Source organism: Pseudoduganella sp. SL102 (genome assembly GCF_027856995.1).
GTDB classification, from domain to species: Bacteria; Pseudomonadota; Gammaproteobacteria; order Burkholderiales; family Burkholderiaceae_D; genus Rugamonas; species Rugamonas albidiflava.
This window is the reverse complement of sequence record NZ_CP115554.1, coordinates 2,790,092-2,811,335: the sequence shown is the minus strand read 5'-3', so window position 1 is coordinate 2,811,335 and position 21,244 is coordinate 2,790,092. Positions and strand designations below refer to the sequence as shown.

The following is a 21,244-nucleotide window of genomic DNA, read 5'->3' as shown; positions in this document are numbered from 1 at the left end:
CGATCGTTCGGGGCGCCAGCCATCACCTTCGCCCGGCGATAGCTGGTATCAGCAATTACGGCTTCAGAACGCCGAAATGCCGAACCTATACTCGGTTCCGATCGACCGGCCCCGGCCGGGACAGCACCAGCTGTCGCAGACATCTAGCCGGCACAGATCCGGCATACATCCAGGAGACAAGATGCGCATCCATGCTTACCGGCCGGCCATCGGCCAGCTCACCATCCTCGCCATGAGCCTCGCGGCGATCCAGCCAGCCCTGGCGCAGGAAGCCGCGGCCCCTGCCGCCGAAACCGCCACCACCGCCACGGCGGCACCGCAACGCAATACCGGCATCGAGACCGTCGTCGTCACGGCGCAGAAGCGCACGCAGAACATCAAGGAAGTGCCGCTGGCGATCACGGTCGTCAACGCGGCGCAGCTGGAACGCGCCGGCGTGAAGGACATCGGCGACCTGGCGAAGACTGCGGCCGCCCTGGAATTCGGCGACCAGAGTTCGACCAGCGGCCCGGGCGGCAGCGCCTCGATCCGCGGTATCGGCACCGCCGTGATGACCACGTCGGCCGAGGGCTCGGTGGGCGTGGTGGTCGATGGCGTGCCGCAGGGTTCCACGGCCAGCGGCCTGATGCTCGACCTGGCGCGCGTGGAAGTGCTGCGCGGCCCGCAAGGCACGCTGTTCGGCAAGAACGCTTCGGCCGGGGTGCTCAACATGTCGACCCAGGCGCCGATGATCGGCGACACCGGCGGCAACGTGCAGCTGGAATACAAGGGCACCTACGGCGCCGCCGTGCGCTCGACGATCAACCTGCCGATCAACGATATCTCGGCGCTGCGCGTATCCGGCCTGGTCGAACGCAACAAGGGCGTGTACCACAATGTCCACAACGGCAAGGACAGCGTGGCCGACAACGCGGGCATCCGCCTGCGCTACCTGCTGCGCCCGAGCAGTGACCTGTCCATCAACCTGATCGGCGAGGCATCGAACACCCGCGTCGACTACGCGACCTTCTTCGCGCCGGCGATCGCGAATGACGTCAACGCCGCCGGAAACCACCGGCCGCTGGCCGAATTCGCCGCCTGCGGCGTGACGGTCTCGCGCACCAACAACCAGATCTGCAGCGATGCCCTGGAGCTGTCGCACAGCAAGGTGCGCGGCCTGTCCGGCCAGGTCGACTGGACCCTCGGCGACGGGTCGACACTCACCTCCATCACCGCCTGGCGCGAGCGCAACGTGGGCCCGAACTCGAGCGGCATCGACATGTCGCTCGGCTACGACAAGATCCGCAACCTGACGCCCGCGCAGGAAGCAAAGCAGTTTTCCCAGGAGCTGCGCATCGCCTCGCCGAGCGGCCGGCAGCTGGAGTACGTGGCCGGCCTGTTCTACGCGGACTCGGAGATCGACAAGCAGACCATCACGACGATCCAGCCCAACCCCGCCCTGCCCGCCGCCGTGCCGCGCTCGATCGTCACCGACACGACCGAGCACGCGCGGATGACGACCAGGGCGGTGTTCGGCCAGGCCACCTGGCGCTTCACGCCGGCCACCAGCCTGGTCGCCGGCCTGCGCTACACGAAGGATGCGGTATCGGCCGACTACCACGAAGCCAGCACGGTGAACTTCGCCGCGTTCAGCGTACCGACGTCCATCAAGAACGCCAGCGGCGAGACGGGCGAGACCAATGTCTCCGGCAAGGTGGGCCTGCAGCATACGCTGTCGAAGCAGGCCAATGTCTATGCGACGCTGAGCCGCGGCTACAAGGGTCCGCAGGTCGACAACTCGTCGCCCGTCAGCGCCGCCACCGTCGCGGGGACGTACACGGGCAAGCTGGTGAACCCGGAACTGCCGACCAGCGTGGAACTGGGCACCAAGCTGTCGCTGCTGGACCGCCGCCTCGATGTCGACCTGGCCCTGTTCCACACGAAGATCAAGGACTTCCAGGAACAGAACTGCACGCTGACCGCGGTGGGCGCATTGAGCTGCATCCCGCTGAACGTGCCGGAAGTGACCAGCAAGGGCTTCGAGGCCGACCTGCGTGCCCGCCCGCTGCCGCAGCTGCAACTGGGCCTGTCGATGGCCGTGATCCTCGACACCGCCTACCCGGCGGGCTTCATCTTCGATGGCCAGGACGTGGGCGGCAGGCGCCTGCTGTATTCGCCGAAGCAGAAGGTCACCGCGTCGGCCGACTACAGCTGGGACCTGCCGGGCGAATACGAACTGCGCCTGGGCGGCGACCTGGTGTACAAGAGCCGCGTGCGCTACTGCAATTCGATCGACGACAACTGCAGCTTCCGCGGCCACACGATCTCCTCGCTGCGCCTGTCGCTGAACGCGCCGGACAACAAGTGGAGCGCGCAGCTGTACGCCCGCAACCTGAACGACACGCGGGTGCCGAACGCCATCATCTATCCGCTGCCCGGCAAGGGTGCCGGCTCCGGCTTCGCTTACGGGCTGGGCGAGAACTCGTTCCGGCGCGTGGGCGTGACGGTGGATTACCGGTTCTGACATAGCTGGACAGGGCCGGCCGATGCCGGCCCTGTCGTTCTCGCACGTCTCGCGTCACTTCGTTCCGCGAGATCGGCCGGCAAGCCACAATGCCGCTCGGATAAACCCACCCAAAGTGCAAATTCCGGGGTCAGACCCGCCGGGTGTTTTGTCGGGACACATGGGTAACATCTGTCGGGAGACATAGGTAACACCTTTTATGATCATTGCACATCCATTAACGGGAGCGTGCAATGCCTTGGAAGGAGTCCACCTCTATGTCATCCCGACTGGAATTCGTGCTGCTCGTACTGAGCGCTTCGGCAAACATCGCTGAGCTTTGCCGCCGATTTGGCATCAGCCGCAAGACTGCTTACAAGTGGTTGGAGCGTTATCATGCTGAAGGCGAAGGGGGCCTGCAGGATCGCTCACGGCAGCCGCATTGTTCGCCCTGCACCGCTGACGGTGAGCTTGAGATGCAAGTTCTGGCGTTGCATTTTGAGTACCCGTACTGGGGAGCTCGCAAGCTTTGCGCGCTACTGCCGGATACGGTCAAGCGGCCCCATCACAGCACCGTTCATGCGATCTTGCAGCGCCATGAGTGCCAGGTTCTTGGCGTGCCGATTAGTCAGAGCGTCGTGTTCAAGCGCTTTGAGCATGAGTTGCCCAATGACCTTTGGCAGATGGACTTCAAAGGACACTTTGCACTGACAGACACAGCTGCGGGTCGGTGTCATCCGCTGACAATTTTAGATGACCACTCGCGATTTAGCCTATGTATCGCTGCTTGCGGTAACGAACGCTACGCCACTGTGCGCACGGCATTGCAGTCGACATTTGAGCGTTACGGAATGCCTGCTCGCTTCACCGCCGACAACGGCCCGCCATGGGGCAGCACAGGTCTCATCGGACTGACAAAGCTTGAGGTATGGCTGGCACGGCTGGGTATTGCTGTGGGCCACAGCAGGCCAAACCATCCGCAGACTCAAGGTAAGGATGAGCGTTTCCATCGAACCTTGAAACTTGAGGTAATAGGGCGAAGAGGCTACGGCTCGCTTGCTCAGTGTCAGAGCGCGTTCGATGCTTGGCGCGAGATCTATAACGCTGTACGACCTCACCAATCGCTCAATCAGCAGCCACCGATTAGCAGGTACCGGTGTAGCGGCAGGTCCTTTCCATCGGTCCTGCCACCTGTCGAATACCTCCCCGATGACCAGATCAGGAAGGTCGACAAGAACGGCTACCTCTCCTACGGCCATCACCGCTACTTCGTCGGCGAAGGCCTGCATGCTGAATCTGTGGCGATCCGTCCAACTTGCACCGACGGTCTACTGGAGGTCTTCTTCTGCAAACATAAAGTTCGGGAGATAGACCTCCAGAATCCGTCGTAACATAGGTCCATGATGTGTAACCCATGTCTCCCGACATGTGTTACCTATGTCCCCCGACCATACACCCGCCGGGTCTGACCCCAGCCCCTTCGCCGTTGGGGTGAATGCATGCGCTTTCAATGTGTCGGCAAATGCTTGACTAAGCGGCATTCCTGGCAAGCCTCGCCTTGTCATTCGAGGCAAGCACCTCGCCCCCCTGATCTCCGACGCCGGTGAATACACGTTCACCTCCTGGTCCGAGGCTCCTGTTGACCCTCCTCCCCCATAGCTGCGGGCGCCGCGACGGGCATCGTGCAGCCCCGGTTGACATCGGACACGACATAAAACATACTTGAGTGGAAACGATTCCAAGTTCGATTGAAAACGATTCCCAAATTCATAAGACGGAGACAGGACATGGCTGGAATGCGAACGAAGCACTTGACTGGCAGCAGGGCCGCACCATTCGGCAGCGCCGCGCGAGGTGCGGTGCTGGGTGGATTGATGGCAACAGCGCTGTTGGCAGGTTGCGGTGGCGGCAGTTCATCGGCGCCTTCGCCGGCTCCGGCACCGGCACCAGCCCCGGCACCGTCACCTGCGCCATCCCCGGGCCCGGCCATGTTGAAGACCGATGGCACCAAATGGGTGGACGCCGACGGCAAGCAGGTCCTGCTGAAGGGTACCAACCTCGGTAACTGGCTGGTGCAGGAGTTCTGGATGATGGACCAGGGTGGCAACGGCGTGACGGACCAGTGCACGCTGGAGGCCAGGCTGACGGAGCGCTTTGGCTATGAAGAGAAGGAACGCCTGATCAAACTGTTCCGCGACAGCTGGATGACGGAGCGCGACTGGGACCAGCTGAAGGTCTTCGGCTTCAACGTGGTTCGCCTGCCCATCCTGTGGAGTGTCATCGAAGACGAGAGGAAGCCGAAGACCTTGCGCGCAGACGCGTGGAAATACCTGGACTGGAGTATCGCCGAGGCCAGGAAGCGCGGCATGTATGTCATTCTCGACCTGCACGGCGCCCCCGGCGGACAGACACCCAACGACCACACGGGATGCGCCGGGCAGAACAAGTACTGGACCGATGCAAACGCGCAGGAGCGGACGCGCTGGCTGTGGCAACAGATCGCGACCAGGTACAAGGACGAACCCGTGGTCGCAGCCTACGACCCGCTCAACGAGCCCTGGGGCTCGACGGCCGACGCCATGGTCACGCGCATCGAGGACCTGTACAAGACCATCCGCGCCATCGATTCCAGGCACATCGTGCTGCTGCCCAGCCATTACGGCAGCATCGACGCCTACGGCGACCCGGCCGCCAAGGGCTTCACCAACGTGGCCTTCGAGCTTCACCCCTATCCCGGCCTGTTCGGCGACCGGCCGGGCGACACGCCCTACATGGTCCACCGCGACTGGCTGCTGTGCGGGCCGACCGGCGCAACGGGCGTGTGCGCGTACAACAAGCAATTGAGCGGCCTGAAGATCCCGCTGCTCATGGGCGAGTTCCAGCCCTGGCAAGGCGCCGGCGTGGAACTGGGCGGGCAGATCGGCCGGGCAACGTATGACACGTATGCCAGCTACGGCTGGGCATCCACCTCGTGGTCCTACAAGGTGGTCAGCGCGGCAGGGGGCACGGGCAATGGCACGTGGGGAATGGTGACCAATGCGGTCAATACCAGCCTCGACGCGGGCGTCGGCCTGGTCGCCAAGGCCAGCACCTGGGACTGCGCGGGCTGGAACGCCAGCTTTGCCAACGCCTGCGCGAAGAAGGCCGCCACCATCAGGGTGGGTGGTACCGGCCCGAAGACCTACTACTTCATCATCAAGACCGGCGCGCTGGCCGGCAGCGACCCGGATGTGAGCTTCGACAGGATCAGCATCGTCGACACCGGTTCCAGCGCGGAGGTCATCACGAACGGCGATTTCGGCTCGAATGCCGGCTGGACCACGCTGGCCATCGACGGCAGCCTGTCGCTGGACTTCAGCAACAGGACGGCCGGGAAGACCCCGGCGGGAAGCAGCGGCGCCGTGTTGCGCGTCACCCGCCCCGCCGGTGTCAGCGGCGGGATCAATGGTGGCGTCTACCAGGCGATCACGCTGCAAGGCGGCAGGACGTACACCTTGAGCGGCGTCTTCAAGGACAACGGCAGCGCCAGTACCTGGGCCGAGATGTACCTGCTCGACAAGCCCCCCGTTGCAGGCAAGGACGTCATCGACATGAATGGCAAAGTGGACTTCACCACCGCCACCGTGGCCGAGATCGAGACGCTGTTCAAGAGCTACGCAACGCAGCCCTACGAAGCTCACCCGGGCCTGGTCAAATGGATGGCCGGCACGACGGCTCCCGAGGTATTCAAGCTGCCGGCGCGGCCTGCCGGCCTGAAACTGACCGAAGGCGCGGGAGGCAATGTGCTCGCCTGGGACGCCAGCACGGATGCCAGGGTCGCCGGCTACAACGTCTATCGAAGCACCAGCGTGGCAGGCAGCTACGCCAAGGTGGCCGACAAGGTCGCGACGCCCACGTATACCGACACCACTGCCGCGGCCGGCACCACGTACTACTACGCCGTGACCGCTCTCACGGCCGCCGACGAGAGCTTCCACAGCGATGTTGCCAGCACCAGCATCAAGTACGTACCGGTACCGGCGACGCTCCAGGCGGAAGACTTCACCGCCATGAGCGGTGTCCAGACGGAGACCTGCAGCGACACTGGCGGCGGCCGGAACGTCGGCCACTTCGAAGCCGACGACTACGTCGAGTACAAGATCAGCGTGGCGACCGCCGGCAACTTCACCATCGACTACCGTGTCGCGACCGCCAGCGGCAGTACCGGCTTCGAGGTCTGGGTGGATGGCGTGAAAGCCGTGGGTGCCATGCCTGTGCCCGGCACGGGCGGCTGGCAAACCTGGAGCACGCAGACGAGTGTTCCCTTCGCCATGACCGCGGGGGAGCACACACTGCGCCTGAAGTCCGTCGGGAAGGAGTGGAATCTGAACTGGCTGAAGGTGAACGCCCGATAAAGGGCGATGAAGAACCTGTCCCGGCAGGGGCAGGTTCCAGGACGACACACCTGGTTATTCCGGCCTGGCCAGGGTGCAACGCATGCCGCGATGGATGCGGGTGGAAGAGAGCCCGAATCGCGGCCGCCGCGCTTCCGGCGCGAAGAAATCAGCGTTCCATGGCCAGGTACGCATGGATCTGCGCCACCACCTGCGCCCCCTCCCCCACGCCGGCCGCCACCCGTTTCGTCGAACCGGAGCGCACGTCGCCGATCGCGAACACGCCGGGCACGCTGGTTTCCAGCGTGGAGCGGGTGCTTCCAGCTCCTCCTTCGGCAGGCGCGGTGACCGCGTCGCCGGTGCGTATGAAGCCCTGCGCATCGACTTCCACGCCGCAGTCGCCCAGCCAGTCCGTGTTCGGCTCGGCGCCGATGAACAGGAAGACCCGGCATACCTTGCACTCGCTTTCTCCCAGCGTGCGGTGGTTACGCCAGCGCACCGCCTGCAAGCCTTCATCGTCACCCTCCAGCGCCACGATTTCCGTGTGCGGATGCAGTTCGATGTTCGGCGTGGCGCGGATGCGTTCGATCAGGTAGGTGGACATGGTGGCCTTCAGGCCGTCGCCGCGCACCAGCATGTGGACCCTGGCGGCATGGGCGGACAGGAACACGGCCGCCTGCCCGGCCGAATTGCCGCCGCCGACCAGGATCACTTCCGCGCCGGCGCACAGGTTCGCCTCGATGCGCGAAGCCCAGTAGTAGATGCCGCGGCCTTCGAACTGCTTGATGTTGGCGAGCGACGGCCGCCGGTAGCGGGCACCGCAGGACAGCACCACCGTGCGGCCCAGCACGCGCCGGCCATCGGCCAGTTCCAGCGCCAGTGGCGATGCATCACAGGCCAGATGCCTTGCCGCCATCGGGATGACCACCTCGACGCCGAACTTCATCGCCTGCACGTAGGCGCGGCCGGCCAGCGCGCCGCCGGAGATCCCGGTGGGGAACCCGAGGTAGTTCTCGATGCGCGCGCTGGCCGCGGCCTGCCCGCCGAACGCGCGCTGCTCCAGCGCCAGCACGGACAGGCCTTCGGAGCCCGCGTAGACCGCGGTGGCCAGGCCAGCCGGGCCGGCACCGACCACGATCACGTCCCATACCTTGTCCGCCGGGAGTTCCGGCAGCATGCCCAGGCAGCGGCCCATGTCGGCAAAGGATGGGTTCATCAGCACGCTGCCATCCGGGCACACGACGAGCGGCCAGTCGCCGGCCGTGGGCCGGTAGTGCTCGCACAGCGCGCGGGCGTCTTCTTCCCCGTCCGGTTCGAGCACCGTGTGCGGATGGCCGTTCGCCGTCAGGAAGCTTTGCAGGTGGAACACGTTCGGGTGGCCCGGCGGGCCCACCAGGACCGGGCCGCCGGAACCGGATTCGATCAGGTTCACGCGGCGCAGGATCAGCGCGCGCACGATGCGTTCGCCCAGCTCGGCCTCGGCGATCACCAGGGCGCGCAACTGGTCGGCGGGAATCACCAGCGCCTCGACCGGGCCGACCGCCGTCACGTTCACCAGCGAAGGCCGGCCGGCGAGCTGCGACACTTCGGCCGTGAACTCGCCCGGCCCGTGCTCCTTGACGAGCGCCGAGTTGCCCAGGCCGTCGTAGCGGTGCGAGGCCATGCGGCCGGCCAGCACCAGCACCATGCCGAATGGCGTGAAACCGGCTTCCAGGATTCGCACGCCGTCGGCATAGTGGCGCACGGTACCGAAGCGCAGCAGGCGCTGCACCTCGTGCTCGGCCAGCACCGGGAAGATCTGGTGCCGGCGCTGTTCGATGGACGCCGCGACTGCCGGCACCTGCTCGTCGCGGCTGCCTTCGGGCAGGAATTGCGGGGAATGGGTCTGCTGGTTCGCCATGGTGCATCCACGTTGTGCTCGAACCGGAGAGTGTAGCGGATGACGGACCGCACCCGCGCTTTGCGTTGCCGGTTGCCGCAGCGTTCCCCGTGCTCCCGTCAGTACGGGCTGGCGGTCGGCCGCACGATGATCTCGCTGACATCCACGTCGGCCGGCTGTTCGATGGCGAAGTGGATGGTGCGGGCGATCGCCTCCGGCTTGATGGCGATCTTGCGGAAGCCGCGCATTTCCTCGCGGCCGCCCGGGTCGGAGATCGACTCGGCCAGCTCCGATTCCACCACGCCGGGCGAGACGACAGTGACGCGGATGTCGCCGCCCACTTCCTGCCGCAAACCTTCGGAAATCGCCGCGACGGCGAACTTGGTGGCGCAGTACACGGCGGCGGTCGGGCTGACGGTGTAGGCGCCGATCGAGGCCAGGTTGATGATCTGCCCGCTCTTCTGGCGCTGCATCACCGGCAGCGCGGCGGCGATGCCGTGCAACACGCCGCGCACGTTCACGTCGATCATGCGGTTCCATTCGTCGACCTTCAGCGCTTCCAGCTTCGACAGCGGCATCACGCCGGCGTTGTTGACGATGACATCGACGCGGCCATGCCGGTCCAGCGCGAAGTCGACGAACTGCTGCATGCTTTCAAGGCTCGTCACATCGAGCTTGCGCACGGCCGCCGATCCGCCCTCGGCGGCGATCCGGGCAGCCAGTTCCTCCAGCCGGTCGGTGCGCCGCGCGCCCAGGATGACATGCATGCCGCGCGCGGCGAGGTGGCTGGCGGTGGCTTCGCCGATGCCGCTGCTGGCACCGGTGATCAGGACGACTTTCCGTTCTGCTGCGTTCATGGTGTTCTCCGTGGTGGGTTGCGATGGAAGCAGTATGGGCGTTCGCACCGGCGTGGAAAATATCCATTAATATTCGCCGGTTGCCTGATTCTCCAATCCCTTTCCAGACCCAGGATCCGCCGTGAATGCACCCTTGAACGACTCGCGTCAATGCCGCATCGTCAGCCTGCTGGAGCGCCTGGCGCCGCACGAGGGCTACACACTGTCGGCCCTGCCCGGCCTGAAATTCATGCGCGCCAATGGCAGCATCCCGCGCACGCCGGTCATGTACGATCCCTGCATCGTCGTCGTCTGCCAGGGCCGCAAGCGCGGCTTCCTCGGCGACACGGCCTATGTCTACGATGCGCACCACTACCTGGTGCTGTCGGTGCCGCTGCCGTTCGAGTCCGAGACCGAAGCCAGCCCCGCCGAGCCGATGCTGGCGGTGTCCGTGCCGATCGACCTGAAGGTGGCGGCCGAATTGGTGCTGGCCCTGGAGCAGAAGCACCGGCAGCGCGCCGCGCAGCCGGCCGGCATCGTCTCGACACCGCTCGACGATGCCTTGAGCGACACGCTGCTGCGCCTGCTCGAAGCGCTGCAGACGGATGCCGATGCGGCCATCCTCGGCCCCGGCATCGTGCGCGAACTGGTGTACCGGGTGCTCACGGGCCCGCAGGGCGGCGCGATCCATGCGGCGCTCACCCAGCAAAGCCACTTCGGCAAGATCGGCAAGGCGCTGCGGCGCATCCATGCGAACTACGACCGCCCGATCGACGTCGGCACGCTGGCCAGCGAGGCCGGCATGAGCGTGGCGGCGTTCCATGCGCACTTCAAGGCGGTCACGCAAACCACGCCGATCCAGTACCTGAAGACGACACGCCTGCACAAGGCGCGGCTGCTGATGGTGCAGGATGGCCTGACCGCTGCCACCGCCTGCCACCGCGTGGGCTATGAAAGCAGCTCGCAGTTCAGCCGCGAGTTCAAGCGGTTCTTCGGGCGCACGCCCGCGCTGGAGGCGGCCGAAATGAAGAATGCGCTGATGCAGATGCCGGCCAGCCCGGCTGGCGCCGTCACGATGCAGTAGGCGCGGCGGATGCGGTAGATGCTTGGATGCCTGGATGCAAAAAGCCCACCGGCAGGCATGCTGCGGGTGGGCTTTTGCTGTGCCGGTTGCACGCCTGGCGGCGCCCACGCTATCTGCGTGGTGCGGGCCGGCGCGCAGCCTGGCCGCTGGGATCGGTCAGATCGCGCGGATATTGCCGGCTTTTTCGCCTTTCGGGCCGGTCGAGCGTTCGAACGACACGCGCTGGTTCTCGGAAAGGCTCTTGAAACCTTCCGATTGAATATCCTGGAAATGGGCGAACAAATCGCCGCCGCCTGCGTCAGGCGTAATGAAGCCGAAGCCCTTGGAATCGTTGAACCATTTTACGGTGCCGGTTTGAGTAGTCATTTAATCAGTCCTTTAAATATTGCATGGGCAAGACGCCCGGGTGCACGGTCGACCAAGAGGGATAACGGAGGAAATCAAACAGGACCGCCAAATGACCCTGGGGCATACGGCGAGGCGGGAGAGAAAAACCAACAATAACAACGACTTGATGTAGTGCGAGACGAAAGATACAGCACATTGCCGGGAATGCCCAGTGATTTCTGGCTTATTTTCGGATTATTTTCGATGACCCGGTTCGGCTGCCTTTGGATATTTTCTCCATCGGAATTTCCAGGCCGGCCCTGATGCCGCTTGGATAAGCCCACCCCAAGTGCAAATTCCGGGGTCAGGGAGGAATACTGGCCTGCAGGCCAGCACCGTTGCGCAGGCGCGAAGCATGCTTCGCGAAACCCCTGCTTCACCCCGGCGGGTCTGACCCCAGGTCTTCGCTGTTGGGGTGAATGCATGCGTTTTCAATGTATCGGGTAACGCTTCAATTGACTGCATCGAGGCCAGCCCCGATGTTTCCCAGCCATATTTACTGGCTGAATTTCCCGGCCAGATTCTCCGGCAAATCACCGGGCCGGGAAACATCGCCGGAGGTGCGCACTACACCTTGCTCCACCCGATGCAGCCGGCCGGCAGCCCCGTGCCGCCGACCAGCACCGCGCCGTGGCGGTAGAAGCGCCAGCGCTTGTCCTTCGGCACGGCTACGAGCACCACGCCCATTGGGCGGTCGCTCCACACCAGGCGTGCTTCGCTGGCATCGAGCGCATCGAAAACCTGCGCCGGCGTGGTGCCCGGCGCGAAGACGACGGCCGTGAAATTCTGCCCCGGCGGCTCGCGCAAGGCCCAGCCGCCGGCCAGCGCGGTGCCCGTGGCGAACACCAGCAGCGCGGCAGTGGCGCTGCCGGGCCCGGACGGGCGGCCGCGCAGCCACCAGCCCAGCGCCAGCGGCACCAGGCCGAACACGGCCAGCCACAGCACGTCCCAGAACAGCGGGTCGGGCGTATCGAGGCGGATGCGGTGGATGCGCAGGATCCAGTGCGCCAGGCCCACGTCGATCAGGTTCCAGACGCCGAAGCCCAGCAGCACGGCGGCGGCCAGCGCCGTCGCGCCGGGCGCCGGGACGCCACGCCGGCGGGCCTGCCACAGGCCCCAGAGGCCGGCCACCGCGATCACGTACATGAGCACGTGGAAATAGCCGTCCCACATGACCTGCAGCCGCAGGTCGTCCATGCCCGGCACCAGGCTGAGGAAATGGTGCCACTGCAATACCTGGTGCAGCAGGATCCCGTCGAAGAAGCCGCCCAGGGCGATCCCGAGCACGAAACTCCATTTCATCCAGGGCGATTTCAGCATCGGCCAGCTCCGTTATGTGTGTGGTTTCGGGCGATCACATGGAGCGGCGAGTATAGAAAAGCCGGAGAGATGGCGGCGCTCAGTTCCCCCGGTAGGTGGAATAACCGAATGGGCTCAGCAGCAATGGTACGTGGTAGTGCTGTGCCGCCGCGTCCACGCGGAACTCCACCGGGATGCGGGGGAAGAAGGTGTCCTGCTTCAGGCGGGCATAGTGCTCGCCCGTCTCGAACACGATGCGGTAGTCGCCGGCGGGCATCGCGCGCTCTTCCGGGAACAGGGCGGGAATGCGGCCTTGCGCATTGGTGACGCCGGCGGCGAGCGCGCGCCAGCCGTCGCCGGCACGCTGCTCCAGCGTGACACGGATGCCGGCGGTGGGCTGGCCGCTCTGCAGGTCGAGCACGTGGACGCTGAGCGGGTTGGGCGCCGTCGCGGCCATGGCCGGGGCGGTGGACAGCAGGCCGGCAAACAGGCCGGCGGCGAGGATGTGCCTGATCGGGTACATGGTGTTTTCCTTGATGAGTGAAAAGTCAGTCGGTGGCCGGCTGGTCGAGTTCCGGCATGGCGCGAATCGCCGCCACGGCGCAGGCATGGTCGTTGACCGCCCCGCCGCCGCCCGCGACGCCGATCGCGCCCACCACCTGCCCTGCCGCGGCCACCGGCACGCCGCCGCCGAGGAGCAGCAGTTCGGGCAGCGCGGCCAGGTTGCGTGCATCGGGATTGGCCGCCGCGGCGCGCGCCAGGGTCAGCGTCGCGGTGCGGGTCGACAGCGCCGTGTAGGCCTTGCGCCGGCTCGCCTCGATGTTGTGCGGGCCCACGGTGTCGGCGCGCTGCAGCGCCAGCAGGTTGCCGCCGCGGTCGAGCACCGCGGCCACGATCGCGCGGTCCTGCCGCCGGCACGCGTCGAGCGCGCCGGCCACCAGGCGGCTGGCGGTCTGCAGCGTCAGGTCGGGCTGCTGGCGCACCTGGCCGGCGGCGGGCAGCGCCGCCAGCGTGGCCAGCAGGGCAATCAGGCGGACAGTGAGACGGGACATGGCGTTCTTTCGTTGCATGGTGTTCTTTCGTTGCCGTTCTTTCGTGACTTGAGCGGCCATTGTGGCTGCCGCCCGGCCACGGCCGCATGACCGCCAGATGACAATTTCGTCATCCAGCGCCGGCCCGCGCAGGCATACAATGGGGCTTTGCGCGGCGCCCATGACCATCCTCGTGATCGAAGACGAGCCGAAGACCGGCGACTACCTGCAGCGCGGCCTGGCCGAATCCGGCTTTGCCGTCCGCCTCGCGCGCAATGGCCGCGACGGCCTGGCCATCGCGCGCGAAGGCGGCATCGACCTGGTGGTGCTCGACGTGATGCTGCCCGGCATGGATGGCTGGCAGGTCCTGGCAGCGCTGCGCGGCGCACCGGCGACCGAACAGATCCCCGTGCTGTTCCTGACTGCGCGCGACGAAGTGCACGACCGCGTGCGCGGCCTGGAACTGGGCGCCGACGACTACCTCGTCAAGCCGTTCGCGTTCGTCGAACTGGTGGCGCGGCTGCGCACGCTGCTGCGGCGCGGGCCGGTGCGGGAAGATGAACTGATCCGCATCGGCGGCCTGGAGATCGACGTGATCCGCCGCCGCGTGCGCCGCGACGGCACGCCGGTCGTGCTGACGGCCCAGGAATTCGCCCTGCTGCACCTGCTGGCGCGGCGCGAAGGCCAGGTGCTGTCGCGCTCCCTGATCGCCTCGCAGGTGTGGGACATGAATTTCGACAGCGATACCAACGTGATCGACGCGGCGGTGCGACGGCTGCGCCGCAAGATCGACGATCCCTTCCCGCAAAGGCTGATCCACACCCGGCGCGGCATGGGCTATGTGTGCGAGGTGGAACCGGCGGCCGGCACGTGATGGCGGGCCTGCGCGGTTCGCTGGCGGCGCGCGTGACCGCCATGTTCGTGCTGATCGTCGCGCTGGCGGCGGCCGGACTCGGTACCTGGCTGTACCTGTCCTTCGTGGCGGAAATCGAACGGCGCGACGATCTCGCGCTGCTGGGCAAGCTGCGGCAGATCCAGCTGCTGCTCGGCCGCCCGGGCGCGGCCGACCTGCTGCGCACCCAGCCCGACCTGTTCCGCGACACCATGAGCGGCCAGGAGAATTCGCTGGTGCGCTTCGTGGCGCCGGACGGCACCGTGCTGGCCGACATCAACCCCGGCGACGAGCGCTATCCGGTACCGCCGGCCACCGGTGCCACCGCCGGGCGCGGGGCTATCGCAAGCTGGACCAGCCGCGCCGGCGCCCCGGGCCGCGTGGTGGCGGGCACAGCCAGGCTGGGCAGCGGCAGCGCCACGGCCACCGTCACGGTCATCGTTGCCCGCGCCTACGCCGACCGCAGCGCCATGCTCACCCGGTTCCGCCACCGCATCGCCGGCGCGGCCGCCATCAGCGCCCTGGCCGCGGCGCTGTGCGCCGGGTGGATGCTGCACCGGGGTCTGCGGCCGTTGCGCGTGGTGGCCCGCCACGCGGCGCTGGTGCGGCCCGGCACGCTGGGCCACCGGCTCGAGGCCGGCGATGCCCCATCCGAACTGCAGCCGCTGGTCGGCGCCCTCAATGCCATGCTGGCGCGGCTGCAGGAAGGCTATGCGCGCCTGTCGGCCTTTTCCGCCGACCTCGCGCATGAATTCCGCACCCCGGTCGCCAACCTGCTCGGCCAGAGCCAGGTCATGCTGGCCCGGCCGCGCGGCACCGCCGAGTACGAAGGCCTGCTGGCCTCGAACATCGAAGAACTGGAGCGGCTCGCCCGCATGATCGAAAGCATGCTGTTCCTGGCCCGCGCCGGGCAGGACGAGGTAGCGCCGGCCCGCCAGCCGCTGCGGGCGCTGGACGAACTGGCGAAGGTGGCCGATTTCTACGAAGGCATGGCGGAGGAACGCGGCCTGGGCCTGGCGTGCGCGGGCGACGGCGACGGCGTGGTGCAGGCCGATCCCGCCCTGCTGCGGCGCGCGCTGGCCAACCTGCTGTCGAACGCCGTGCGGCATGCCAGCCCGGGCAGCACGATCGTGCTGCGCGCCGAAGCGGCAGCCGGCGGCACCACGCTGAGCGTTGAAAACACCGGCACGCCGATCGCGCCGGAACACCTGCCGCACCTGTTCGAACGCTTTTACCGTGCCGACGCGGCACGCGGCCATGGCGACGCTTCCACCGGTCTCGGCCTGTCGATTGTTCGCGCGATCATGGCGCTGCACGGGGGGACGGCAACCGTGCATGCCGAGGAGGATCGCGTCCGGTTCACGCTGCACTTTCCGGCCGGCGGCCACGGCCAGCGCTGACGGCCCATGGCCGGACACCGCGCAGTGGTGATTTCAGGTTAATATTCACCATCAACCTGCCGGCACACGACCTGCCGGTCTATCGAGGCTGAACCGGCCAAACATGGAACTGCGATGAATCTGGCTACCGACCACGATTACGATGGCAAGCGCTTGTCCGATGGAGCGAACAGGGAGGCACACCAGGGAACGGAACAGGACGCGCAGGCGATGGCACATCAGCTGGCACTTGAGGTGGCCAATGAGGTGGCCAATGAGGTAGCCAATGAGGTGGCCAATGAGATAGCGAACGCGGCAGCGAATGAGCTGGCCCATGAGGCGGCACATCCGGTGACAAGCGCAGCCGATGAGGTGGCCAACGAGGTGGCCAATGAGGCGGCTCGTGTGACGGCAGCCCAGGCGGCAGACCACGCAGACCAGGCGGCCCATCAGGGAGCGCGCGAGCTGCTGTCGATCCGCGAGGCGGTGCTCGACCATTGGGAAGCCTCGGTCCGGGCCCAGATCAAGGGCGCCGCCGAGCTGCTCGGCCCGGCGCTGACCGACAACCTGCCCAATCTCTACGACAACCTCGCCGAGGCGATCAGCCCCGGCCAGGCCCGCGAAACCGCCACCCAGCACACCACGGCCGCCATGTCCCATGGCAGCGAGCGTGCACGCATGACCTGTTTCGGCCCCGACGAGGTCTTGCGCGAGTACCAGCTGTTCCGGGATGCCATCCGCGATGTCGCCCAGGCGCACGGCATCCGCTGGCCGGCGGACGTATGGGCCACCATCAGCCGGTCCATCGAGATCGCCGCCTGCGAATCGCTGCGCGAATATGCCGCCACGCACGAGGCGCTGCGCCGGCGCGTGGCGGCCGCGCTGTCGCACGACATGCGCGCGCCGCTGGGAGTGATCGCCACCGGCGCGCAGCTGGTCGCCCAGACCGGCGACCTGGACGTGGCCAGGCGCTCGGCCGACAAGATCCTGCGCCACGCCGGGCGGCTCGAATCGATGATGGGTGAACTGCTCGAGGCGCTGACGGTCATGCGCGAAGCCTTGCCGCCGCTCGCGCTGGCGTCGTTCGACATGCGCGACCTGGCGCTGGATGTCGCCCGCCAGTTCGGCGAGCAGGGTGGCGGCCCGTTCACCGTCACCGGCGAAAACGTCGAAGGCCACTGGTGCGTGCCGACCATGCGCCGGGCACTGGAAAACCTGGTCGCCAATGCCGTCAAGTACGGCGCGGGCGGCGCGGTCCGGATCGATGTTTCAAGCGGCCGGGGCAGGCTGTCGCTGTCGGTCCACAACAGCGGGCCGGCCATCCCCGCCGAGCGGCGCGAACGCATTTTCGGCTACCTGTTCCGCTATGGCGGCCCGGGCACGGTGGGCTGGGTCATCGGCCTGCCCTTCCTGCGCGACGTGGCCGAAGCGCACGGCGGCAGCGTGTCGGTCGACAGTTCCGACGAGGACGGCACCACCTTCACGATCGACGTGCCGGTCGATTGCCGGCCATTCGTGCGGCGCACCGCGGACGGCCTGCGCGCCGCGCCGGAGGAACACGACGCCGCGGGGACAGGCCAACACGGATAAGGTAGCGGCCGTCAGGCCGCCGCCGCGTACCCCACCTTGCGGAAGAAGCGCAGCATCTCGGCGCTGGCCGACGGACCCTTCTCGTCGGCATAGCTGCCGCGCGCACTGCCGCCCGACCAGGCATGGCCCGCGCCGTGGATCACCCAGTGCTCGGCAAGCACCGCGCCACCCGGACCGAGGTGCACTTCCCGGGTGAAGTCGCGTCCGTGCAGCATGCCCGTTTCCTTGACCACCTCGGTGCCCTGCGCATCGTTGGCGCAGGTGGCGCTCAGCGTATGCCTGACCACCGTGTGCCCGTTGGCGCTGTGGACGGTCTGGTCGTTATCGCCATGGAAAACGATGACGGGCACGGCCTGTTGCGCCAGCACGGCCGCCTGGTCGATCGATGCGCCGTTGCGCATCGCTTCCATCGCGGTGGCGGTATCGGTGGCGCAGCCGAGCGGCAGGCCGGAATGGCAGCCCACCGCCGCATAGATGTCCGGGTAGGCGGACCCCAGCACCACGGCCATGGCGGCCCCGGCCGACAGGCCGGCGACGAACACCCGGCCGGGCGGCACGCCATGGGCCTCCATCACTTCCCGCGTGGCGCCGGCGATCAGCGCGGCGTCGCCCTGGCCGCGCTGCTGGTGCGCCTTGTCGAACCAGTTCCAGCAGCCGCCCACCATGCCGAACGTGGTCTGCTCGGGATACATCACCAGGCAACCCGCCTCCTCGGCATGCCGGTTCATGTCGGTGCCGTTGGCGAAATCGTCGGCGCTCTGGCCATAGCCGTGCAGCATCACGACCAGGGTGGGATCGTGGCCGCTGTACGACGCGGGAATGTACAGTTTGTAGGCCAGCGATCCCTGGCTGGAGTTGAAGGTCCTGTTGAGGAAGCGGGGCGCATTGGCAACAACACCGGCAACAGGATTGGCGAGAGCACTGGCAGCAGCACTGGAAGCCACCCCGATGTCGCCCGGCATGAGCGCCGGGTCGTTCGTTGCACCGTGAAAGCTCAGGGGCATGAACGCCAACCGCGTCCACTGTTCACATAAGGCTTGTATCATTGAAGACTCCTGTAGAGGTATCGGGTCTCCTGCATGTTTTTTTTGATACTTTACCTGCTGACCAGCTGACACGGCAGGCTTGAATGCCTGTGCGGATGTAGGACGTTGCCTCGCGAGCCCCCTGCTTCCGCGGTACGTTGTTTTTCCGCCTCCTCTGCCCTCCTTGCTTCCTCCGCCTACATCCGCCAGCGCAGCGACAGCCCGACCACGCGGTCATAGCGCCGCACGTCGCGCGGGTTGCTGGCAATGCCGTGGTAGTCGTTGTAGGTACGGTCGGTGATGTTTTCCACGTCCAGCGTCACGCCCATGTTTTCGTTGAAGCGGTACGACAGCGACGCATCGGCCGTCTTGATCGGTTCCACGATCAGGTCGAAGCCCAGGGCACGGTAGTTGTAGGCGTCGACGAACTGGCTGCGGTAGTTCCAGGCCAGCCGTGCCGACCACGGGCCGCGCTCGTACAGGCCGACGAGGTTGTAGGCATTCTTCGACATGCCGACGAACGGATTGCGCACGCTGCCTTCCAGCAGGTGGCCCTTCATGTACGTGTAGTTCGCCTCCAGCCCGAAACCGCCCAGCCAGCCCGGCAGGAAGTCGTAGAACTGCCGGTAGCCGATCTCGATACCCTTCAGCTGGCCCTCGTTGACGTTGCGCGGACGGTCCATGCGGTATTCGCGGCCGCCGATGGTTTCCATGCCGAAGCGGCGCACGATGTAGTTCTCGAAATCGTGCTTGAACAGCGTGGTGGTGAGGCTGCCAGTGGGCGCGAAATACCATTCCAGCGCCACGTCGTAGTTCTTGCCGACCACCGGCTTCAGGTCCGGGTTGCCGCCATTGCCCTCGTAGATGCCCTGGCCGTTCGGCGCGGTACCCAGCGTTTCGCCGGGATTGAAGTCGCCGAAGTTGGGGCGCTGGATCGCCTTGCCGGCATTGAAGCGGGCGATCAGGTCCGGCGTCAGCAGCGCCTTCAGGGTCAGGTTGGGCAGGATGTCGTTGTCGCTGGTATTGCGGTGCGCCGGTACCGGATTGTTCTGCACGTTGGAGAAGCCGTTCACGTCCAGCTCGGTTTTCACATAGCGCACGCCGGCCGTGCCCTCCACGGGGATGCCGCCTACCGCGAAGCCGAACTTGGTCTTGGCGTAGAAGGCCGTGGTGTCTTCCATATTGCTGTAGCGCGAGTACGGCCACGGTGCGGTCTTGCCGTCGCGCAGGTACATCTTGCGGACCGCGTCGATATTGGCGTGCATGTAGTCGCCGCACAGCGTCAGCCACTGGTTCATGCCGTAGTCCTCGGACAATGGCATCGACGGGCAGACCGCCCCGCCGGGCAGCGCCGATACGGCCGGTAGATTGGCGTGCGCCGGCACGAAGTTGTTGCTCTCGTGCTGGTACGACGCCTTGCGCGAGGCGACGCGCACCCCGGTGGAGAATTCGCGGAACAGGCGGTCTTCGCCATTGTCCCAGGTGGCGTCGGCACGCCAGTCGGTGGACTGGCCGCGCGAGCCGGACCAGTTGTCGGTGAACGCGCCCAGGCGGTAGCTGTTCGGGTTCATCATGTCGGTGCCCGGATAATCGAACCACGCGCCGCCGTTGACGTAGGTGCGCGCCGTGATGGTCTGCGGGTCGGCCAGCAGTTCCATGATCGGCATTTCCTGCTTCCAGCGGCTGATGGTGCGCGCCAGTTCCGCCGTCACGCGCAGCTTCGGCGTCACATCCCAGCGCGCACCGATGGCGCCCTGGTGGCCTTCCGAATCGTCGCGCGGCGCCTGGCTGCCGCTGGCGGCGAAGAAGTGGTAGTTGCCGGCCGGCCTGGTGGCCGTCACGCTGTCGATCTGGCTGGTGCCCGGGAACAGCGTATAGGTGGGGTTGGTGTACTGCCCGGCACCCCACTCCACGCCGCCGCTCGGCGTCCATGGCTGGGCGTTCCAGCCCAGGTGGCCGGTGAAGAACTGGCGCTCGGCGTCGTGGTCGATGCGTGTCGACCAGCCTTCGGCGAACAGCTCCACCTCGCGCACGGGGCGCCATTGCACCGCCCAGTTGCCCGCGTAGCGCATCCGCTCGCCCTGGTAGTTCACGTGGCCCACGTCGAACGGGCCGGTGACGGTGCGGTTGCCGGCCACCGGGTGCTCGGGCGCCGAATTCCACGTCACTTCATCGTGGTAATTGCCCTTCTGGTACGACAGGCCCGCCAGCACGCCCACCTCGCCGAACGCGCCCTTCCAGCGGTTCGACAGCATGCCCGACACCTGCGGGTCGTTGGTGTTGGACTTGTCGCGGTGCTCCAGGCGGCCATTCAGGTTGGCCGTGAAGCCCTTGAAGTCGAACGGGCGCGAGGTGCGCACGTCGATCACGCCCGCCGTGCCGCCCTCCACCATCTCGGCGCCCTGGGTCTTGTACACGTCGATCCGCTGCAGCATCGTGGTGGGGATGTCGGCCAGGTACAGGTTGCGCCCGCTGGAGGTGAACACCTCGCGGCCATTGAGCAGCGTCGCCAGGCCGGGCAGGCCGCGCACGATCACGCTGTTGGCCTCGCCGAACTCGCGGCGGATCTGCACGCCGGTCACCCGGCCGAGGATCTCGGCCACGTTCTTGTCCGGGAACTTGCCGGCCTCCTCGGCCACGATCGAATCGACCACTTCATCGGAATTGCGCTTGATCGCCTGCGCACTCTGCGCCGCCTTGCGCACGCCGGTGACGATGACGGCGTTGACGGGTTGCGCTTTCTGCGCTTCCGCCAGCTCCTTCTCGGCCGCGACCTGCGCATCCTGCGCCAGCGCCGGCGCGGCGGCCAGCAGTCCGGCGCCCGCCAGCGCGGCGGCGACGATGTTGAGGGCAAAGGGGTTCCTGCGGGCGTCGCTCGCGCGGCCCGGACACGGGTGGTTCATGGTGGTCATCTCCTGATGTTTTACTTATCGTTATCGCCACGGCAAAGCGTGGCCTGCGGCGATGGTAGAACGCCTCGCCGATGC

The 21,244-nt window shown here is 66.6% G+C and carries 15 protein-coding genes; 7 read left to right on the top strand and 8 right to left on the bottom strand.

Annotated features, from left to right (window positions below; translation table 11 throughout):
* Nucleotides 1–181: 181 nt before the first annotated feature.
* The 3 genes from OU994_RS12025 to OU994_RS12015 all read left to right on the top strand — a co-directional run bounded on the left by OU994_RS12025 (nucleotide 182) and on the right by OU994_RS12015 (nucleotide 6,876).
* Nucleotides 182–2,503 carry a TonB-dependent receptor gene (locus tag OU994_RS12025; protein WP_281610928.1) on the top strand — a complete coding sequence of 774 codons (2,322 nt, stop codon included), beginning with the start codon at nucleotides 182–184 and terminating at the stop codon, nucleotides 2,501–2,503.
* Between the two features lie 233 nt (nucleotides 2,504–2,736).
* On the top strand, nucleotides 2,737–3,873 hold the full coding sequence (locus tag OU994_RS12020; RefSeq protein WP_281608087.1) for an IS481 family transposase: 1,137 nt from the start codon (nucleotides 2,737–2,739) through the stop codon (nucleotides 3,871–3,873).
* A gap of 597 nt (nucleotides 3,874–4,470) precedes the next feature.
* Nucleotides 4,471–6,876 carry a cellulase family glycosylhydrolase gene (locus OU994_RS12015; RefSeq protein WP_281610927.1) on the top strand — a complete coding sequence of 802 codons (2,406 nt, stop codon included), beginning with the start codon at nucleotides 4,471–4,473 and terminating at the stop codon, nucleotides 6,874–6,876.
* A gap of 148 nt (nucleotides 6,877–7,024) precedes the next feature.
* Here the strand turns inward: OU994_RS12015 and OU994_RS12010 are convergent, their stop codons facing one another.
* Nucleotides 7,025–8,755, bottom strand: a complete 1,731-nt coding sequence (locus OU994_RS12010) for an FAD-dependent oxidoreductase (protein WP_281610926.1) — start codon at nucleotides 8,753–8,755, stop codon at nucleotides 7,025–7,027.
* Between the two features lie 98 nt (nucleotides 8,756–8,853).
* Nucleotides 8,854–9,591 (bottom strand): SDR family oxidoreductase, encoded by a 738-nt coding sequence (locus OU994_RS12005; RefSeq protein WP_281610925.1) that lies wholly within the window; start codon nucleotides 9,589–9,591, stop codon nucleotides 8,854–8,856.
* Between the two features lie 121 nt (nucleotides 9,592–9,712).
* On the opposite strand from OU994_RS12005, the gene OU994_RS12000 reads away from it, so the two are divergent.
* On the top strand, nucleotides 9,713–10,654 hold the full coding sequence (locus OU994_RS12000) for an AraC family transcriptional regulator (RefSeq protein ID WP_281610924.1): 942 nt from the start codon (nucleotides 9,713–9,715) through the stop codon (nucleotides 10,652–10,654).
* Between the two features lie 156 nt (nucleotides 10,655–10,810).
* On the opposite strand, the gene OU994_RS11995 is transcribed toward OU994_RS12000, so the two are convergent.
* The 4 genes from OU994_RS11995 to OU994_RS11980 form a co-directional block, all read right to left on the bottom strand.
* The gene (locus tag OU994_RS11995; RefSeq protein WP_130185255.1) at nucleotides 10,811–11,020 is read right to left on the bottom strand and encodes a cold-shock protein; all 210 of its coding nucleotides are present in this window, start codon (nucleotides 11,018–11,020) and stop codon (nucleotides 10,811–10,813) included.
* A 588-nt stretch (nucleotides 11,021–11,608) separates the two neighbouring features.
* Nucleotides 11,609–12,361 (bottom strand): DUF2243 domain-containing protein, encoded by a 753-nt coding sequence (locus OU994_RS11990; RefSeq protein ID WP_281610923.1) that lies wholly within the window; start codon nucleotides 12,359–12,361, stop codon nucleotides 11,609–11,611.
* A gap of 79 nt (nucleotides 12,362–12,440) precedes the next feature.
* A complete protein-coding gene (gene uraH / locus OU994_RS11985) occupies nucleotides 12,441–12,863 on the bottom strand; it encodes a hydroxyisourate hydrolase (RefSeq protein WP_281610922.1) in 423 nt (140 codons plus the stop codon).
* A 25-nt stretch (nucleotides 12,864–12,888) separates the two neighbouring features.
* Nucleotides 12,889–13,410, bottom strand: coding sequence for a heme-binding protein (locus tag OU994_RS11980; protein WP_281610921.1), 522 nt, complete (start codon nucleotides 13,408–13,410; stop codon nucleotides 12,889–12,891).
* Nucleotides 13,411–13,552: 142 nt separating this feature from the next.
* On the opposite strand from OU994_RS11980, the gene OU994_RS11975 reads away from it, so the two are divergent.
* From OU994_RS11975 to OU994_RS11965, 3 genes are all read left to right on the top strand, one after another.
* The gene (locus OU994_RS11975) at nucleotides 13,553–14,245 is read left to right on the top strand and encodes a heavy metal response regulator transcription factor (protein ID WP_281610920.1); all 693 of its coding nucleotides are present in this window, start codon (nucleotides 13,553–13,555) and stop codon (nucleotides 14,243–14,245) included.
* The gene (locus tag OU994_RS11970; RefSeq protein WP_281610919.1) at nucleotides 14,215–15,663 is read left to right on the top strand and encodes a heavy metal sensor histidine kinase; all 1,449 of its coding nucleotides are present in this window, start codon (nucleotides 14,215–14,217) and stop codon (nucleotides 15,661–15,663) included. The genes OU994_RS11975 and OU994_RS11970 overlap by 31 nt, the downstream gene beginning before the upstream one ends.
* Before the next feature lie 114 nt (nucleotides 15,664–15,777).
* Complete coding sequence (locus OU994_RS11965) at nucleotides 15,778–17,232, top strand: HAMP domain-containing sensor histidine kinase (protein WP_281610918.1); 1,455 nt, start codon at nucleotides 15,778–15,780, stop codon at nucleotides 17,230–17,232.
* Between the two features lie 11 nt (nucleotides 17,233–17,243).
* Here the strand turns inward: OU994_RS11965 and OU994_RS11960 are convergent, their stop codons facing one another.
* Both OU994_RS11960 and OU994_RS11955 read right to left on the bottom strand, forming a co-directional pair.
* Nucleotides 17,244–18,236, bottom strand: a complete 993-nt coding sequence (locus OU994_RS11960; protein ID WP_281610917.1) for a PHB depolymerase family esterase — start codon at nucleotides 18,234–18,236, stop codon at nucleotides 17,244–17,246.
* Nucleotides 18,237–18,454: 218 nt separating this feature from the next.
* The gene (locus tag OU994_RS11955) at nucleotides 18,455–21,160 is read right to left on the bottom strand and encodes a TonB-dependent receptor (protein ID WP_281610916.1); all 2,706 of its coding nucleotides are present in this window, start codon (nucleotides 21,158–21,160) and stop codon (nucleotides 18,455–18,457) included.
* Nucleotides 21,161–21,244 lie beyond the last annotated feature (84 nt).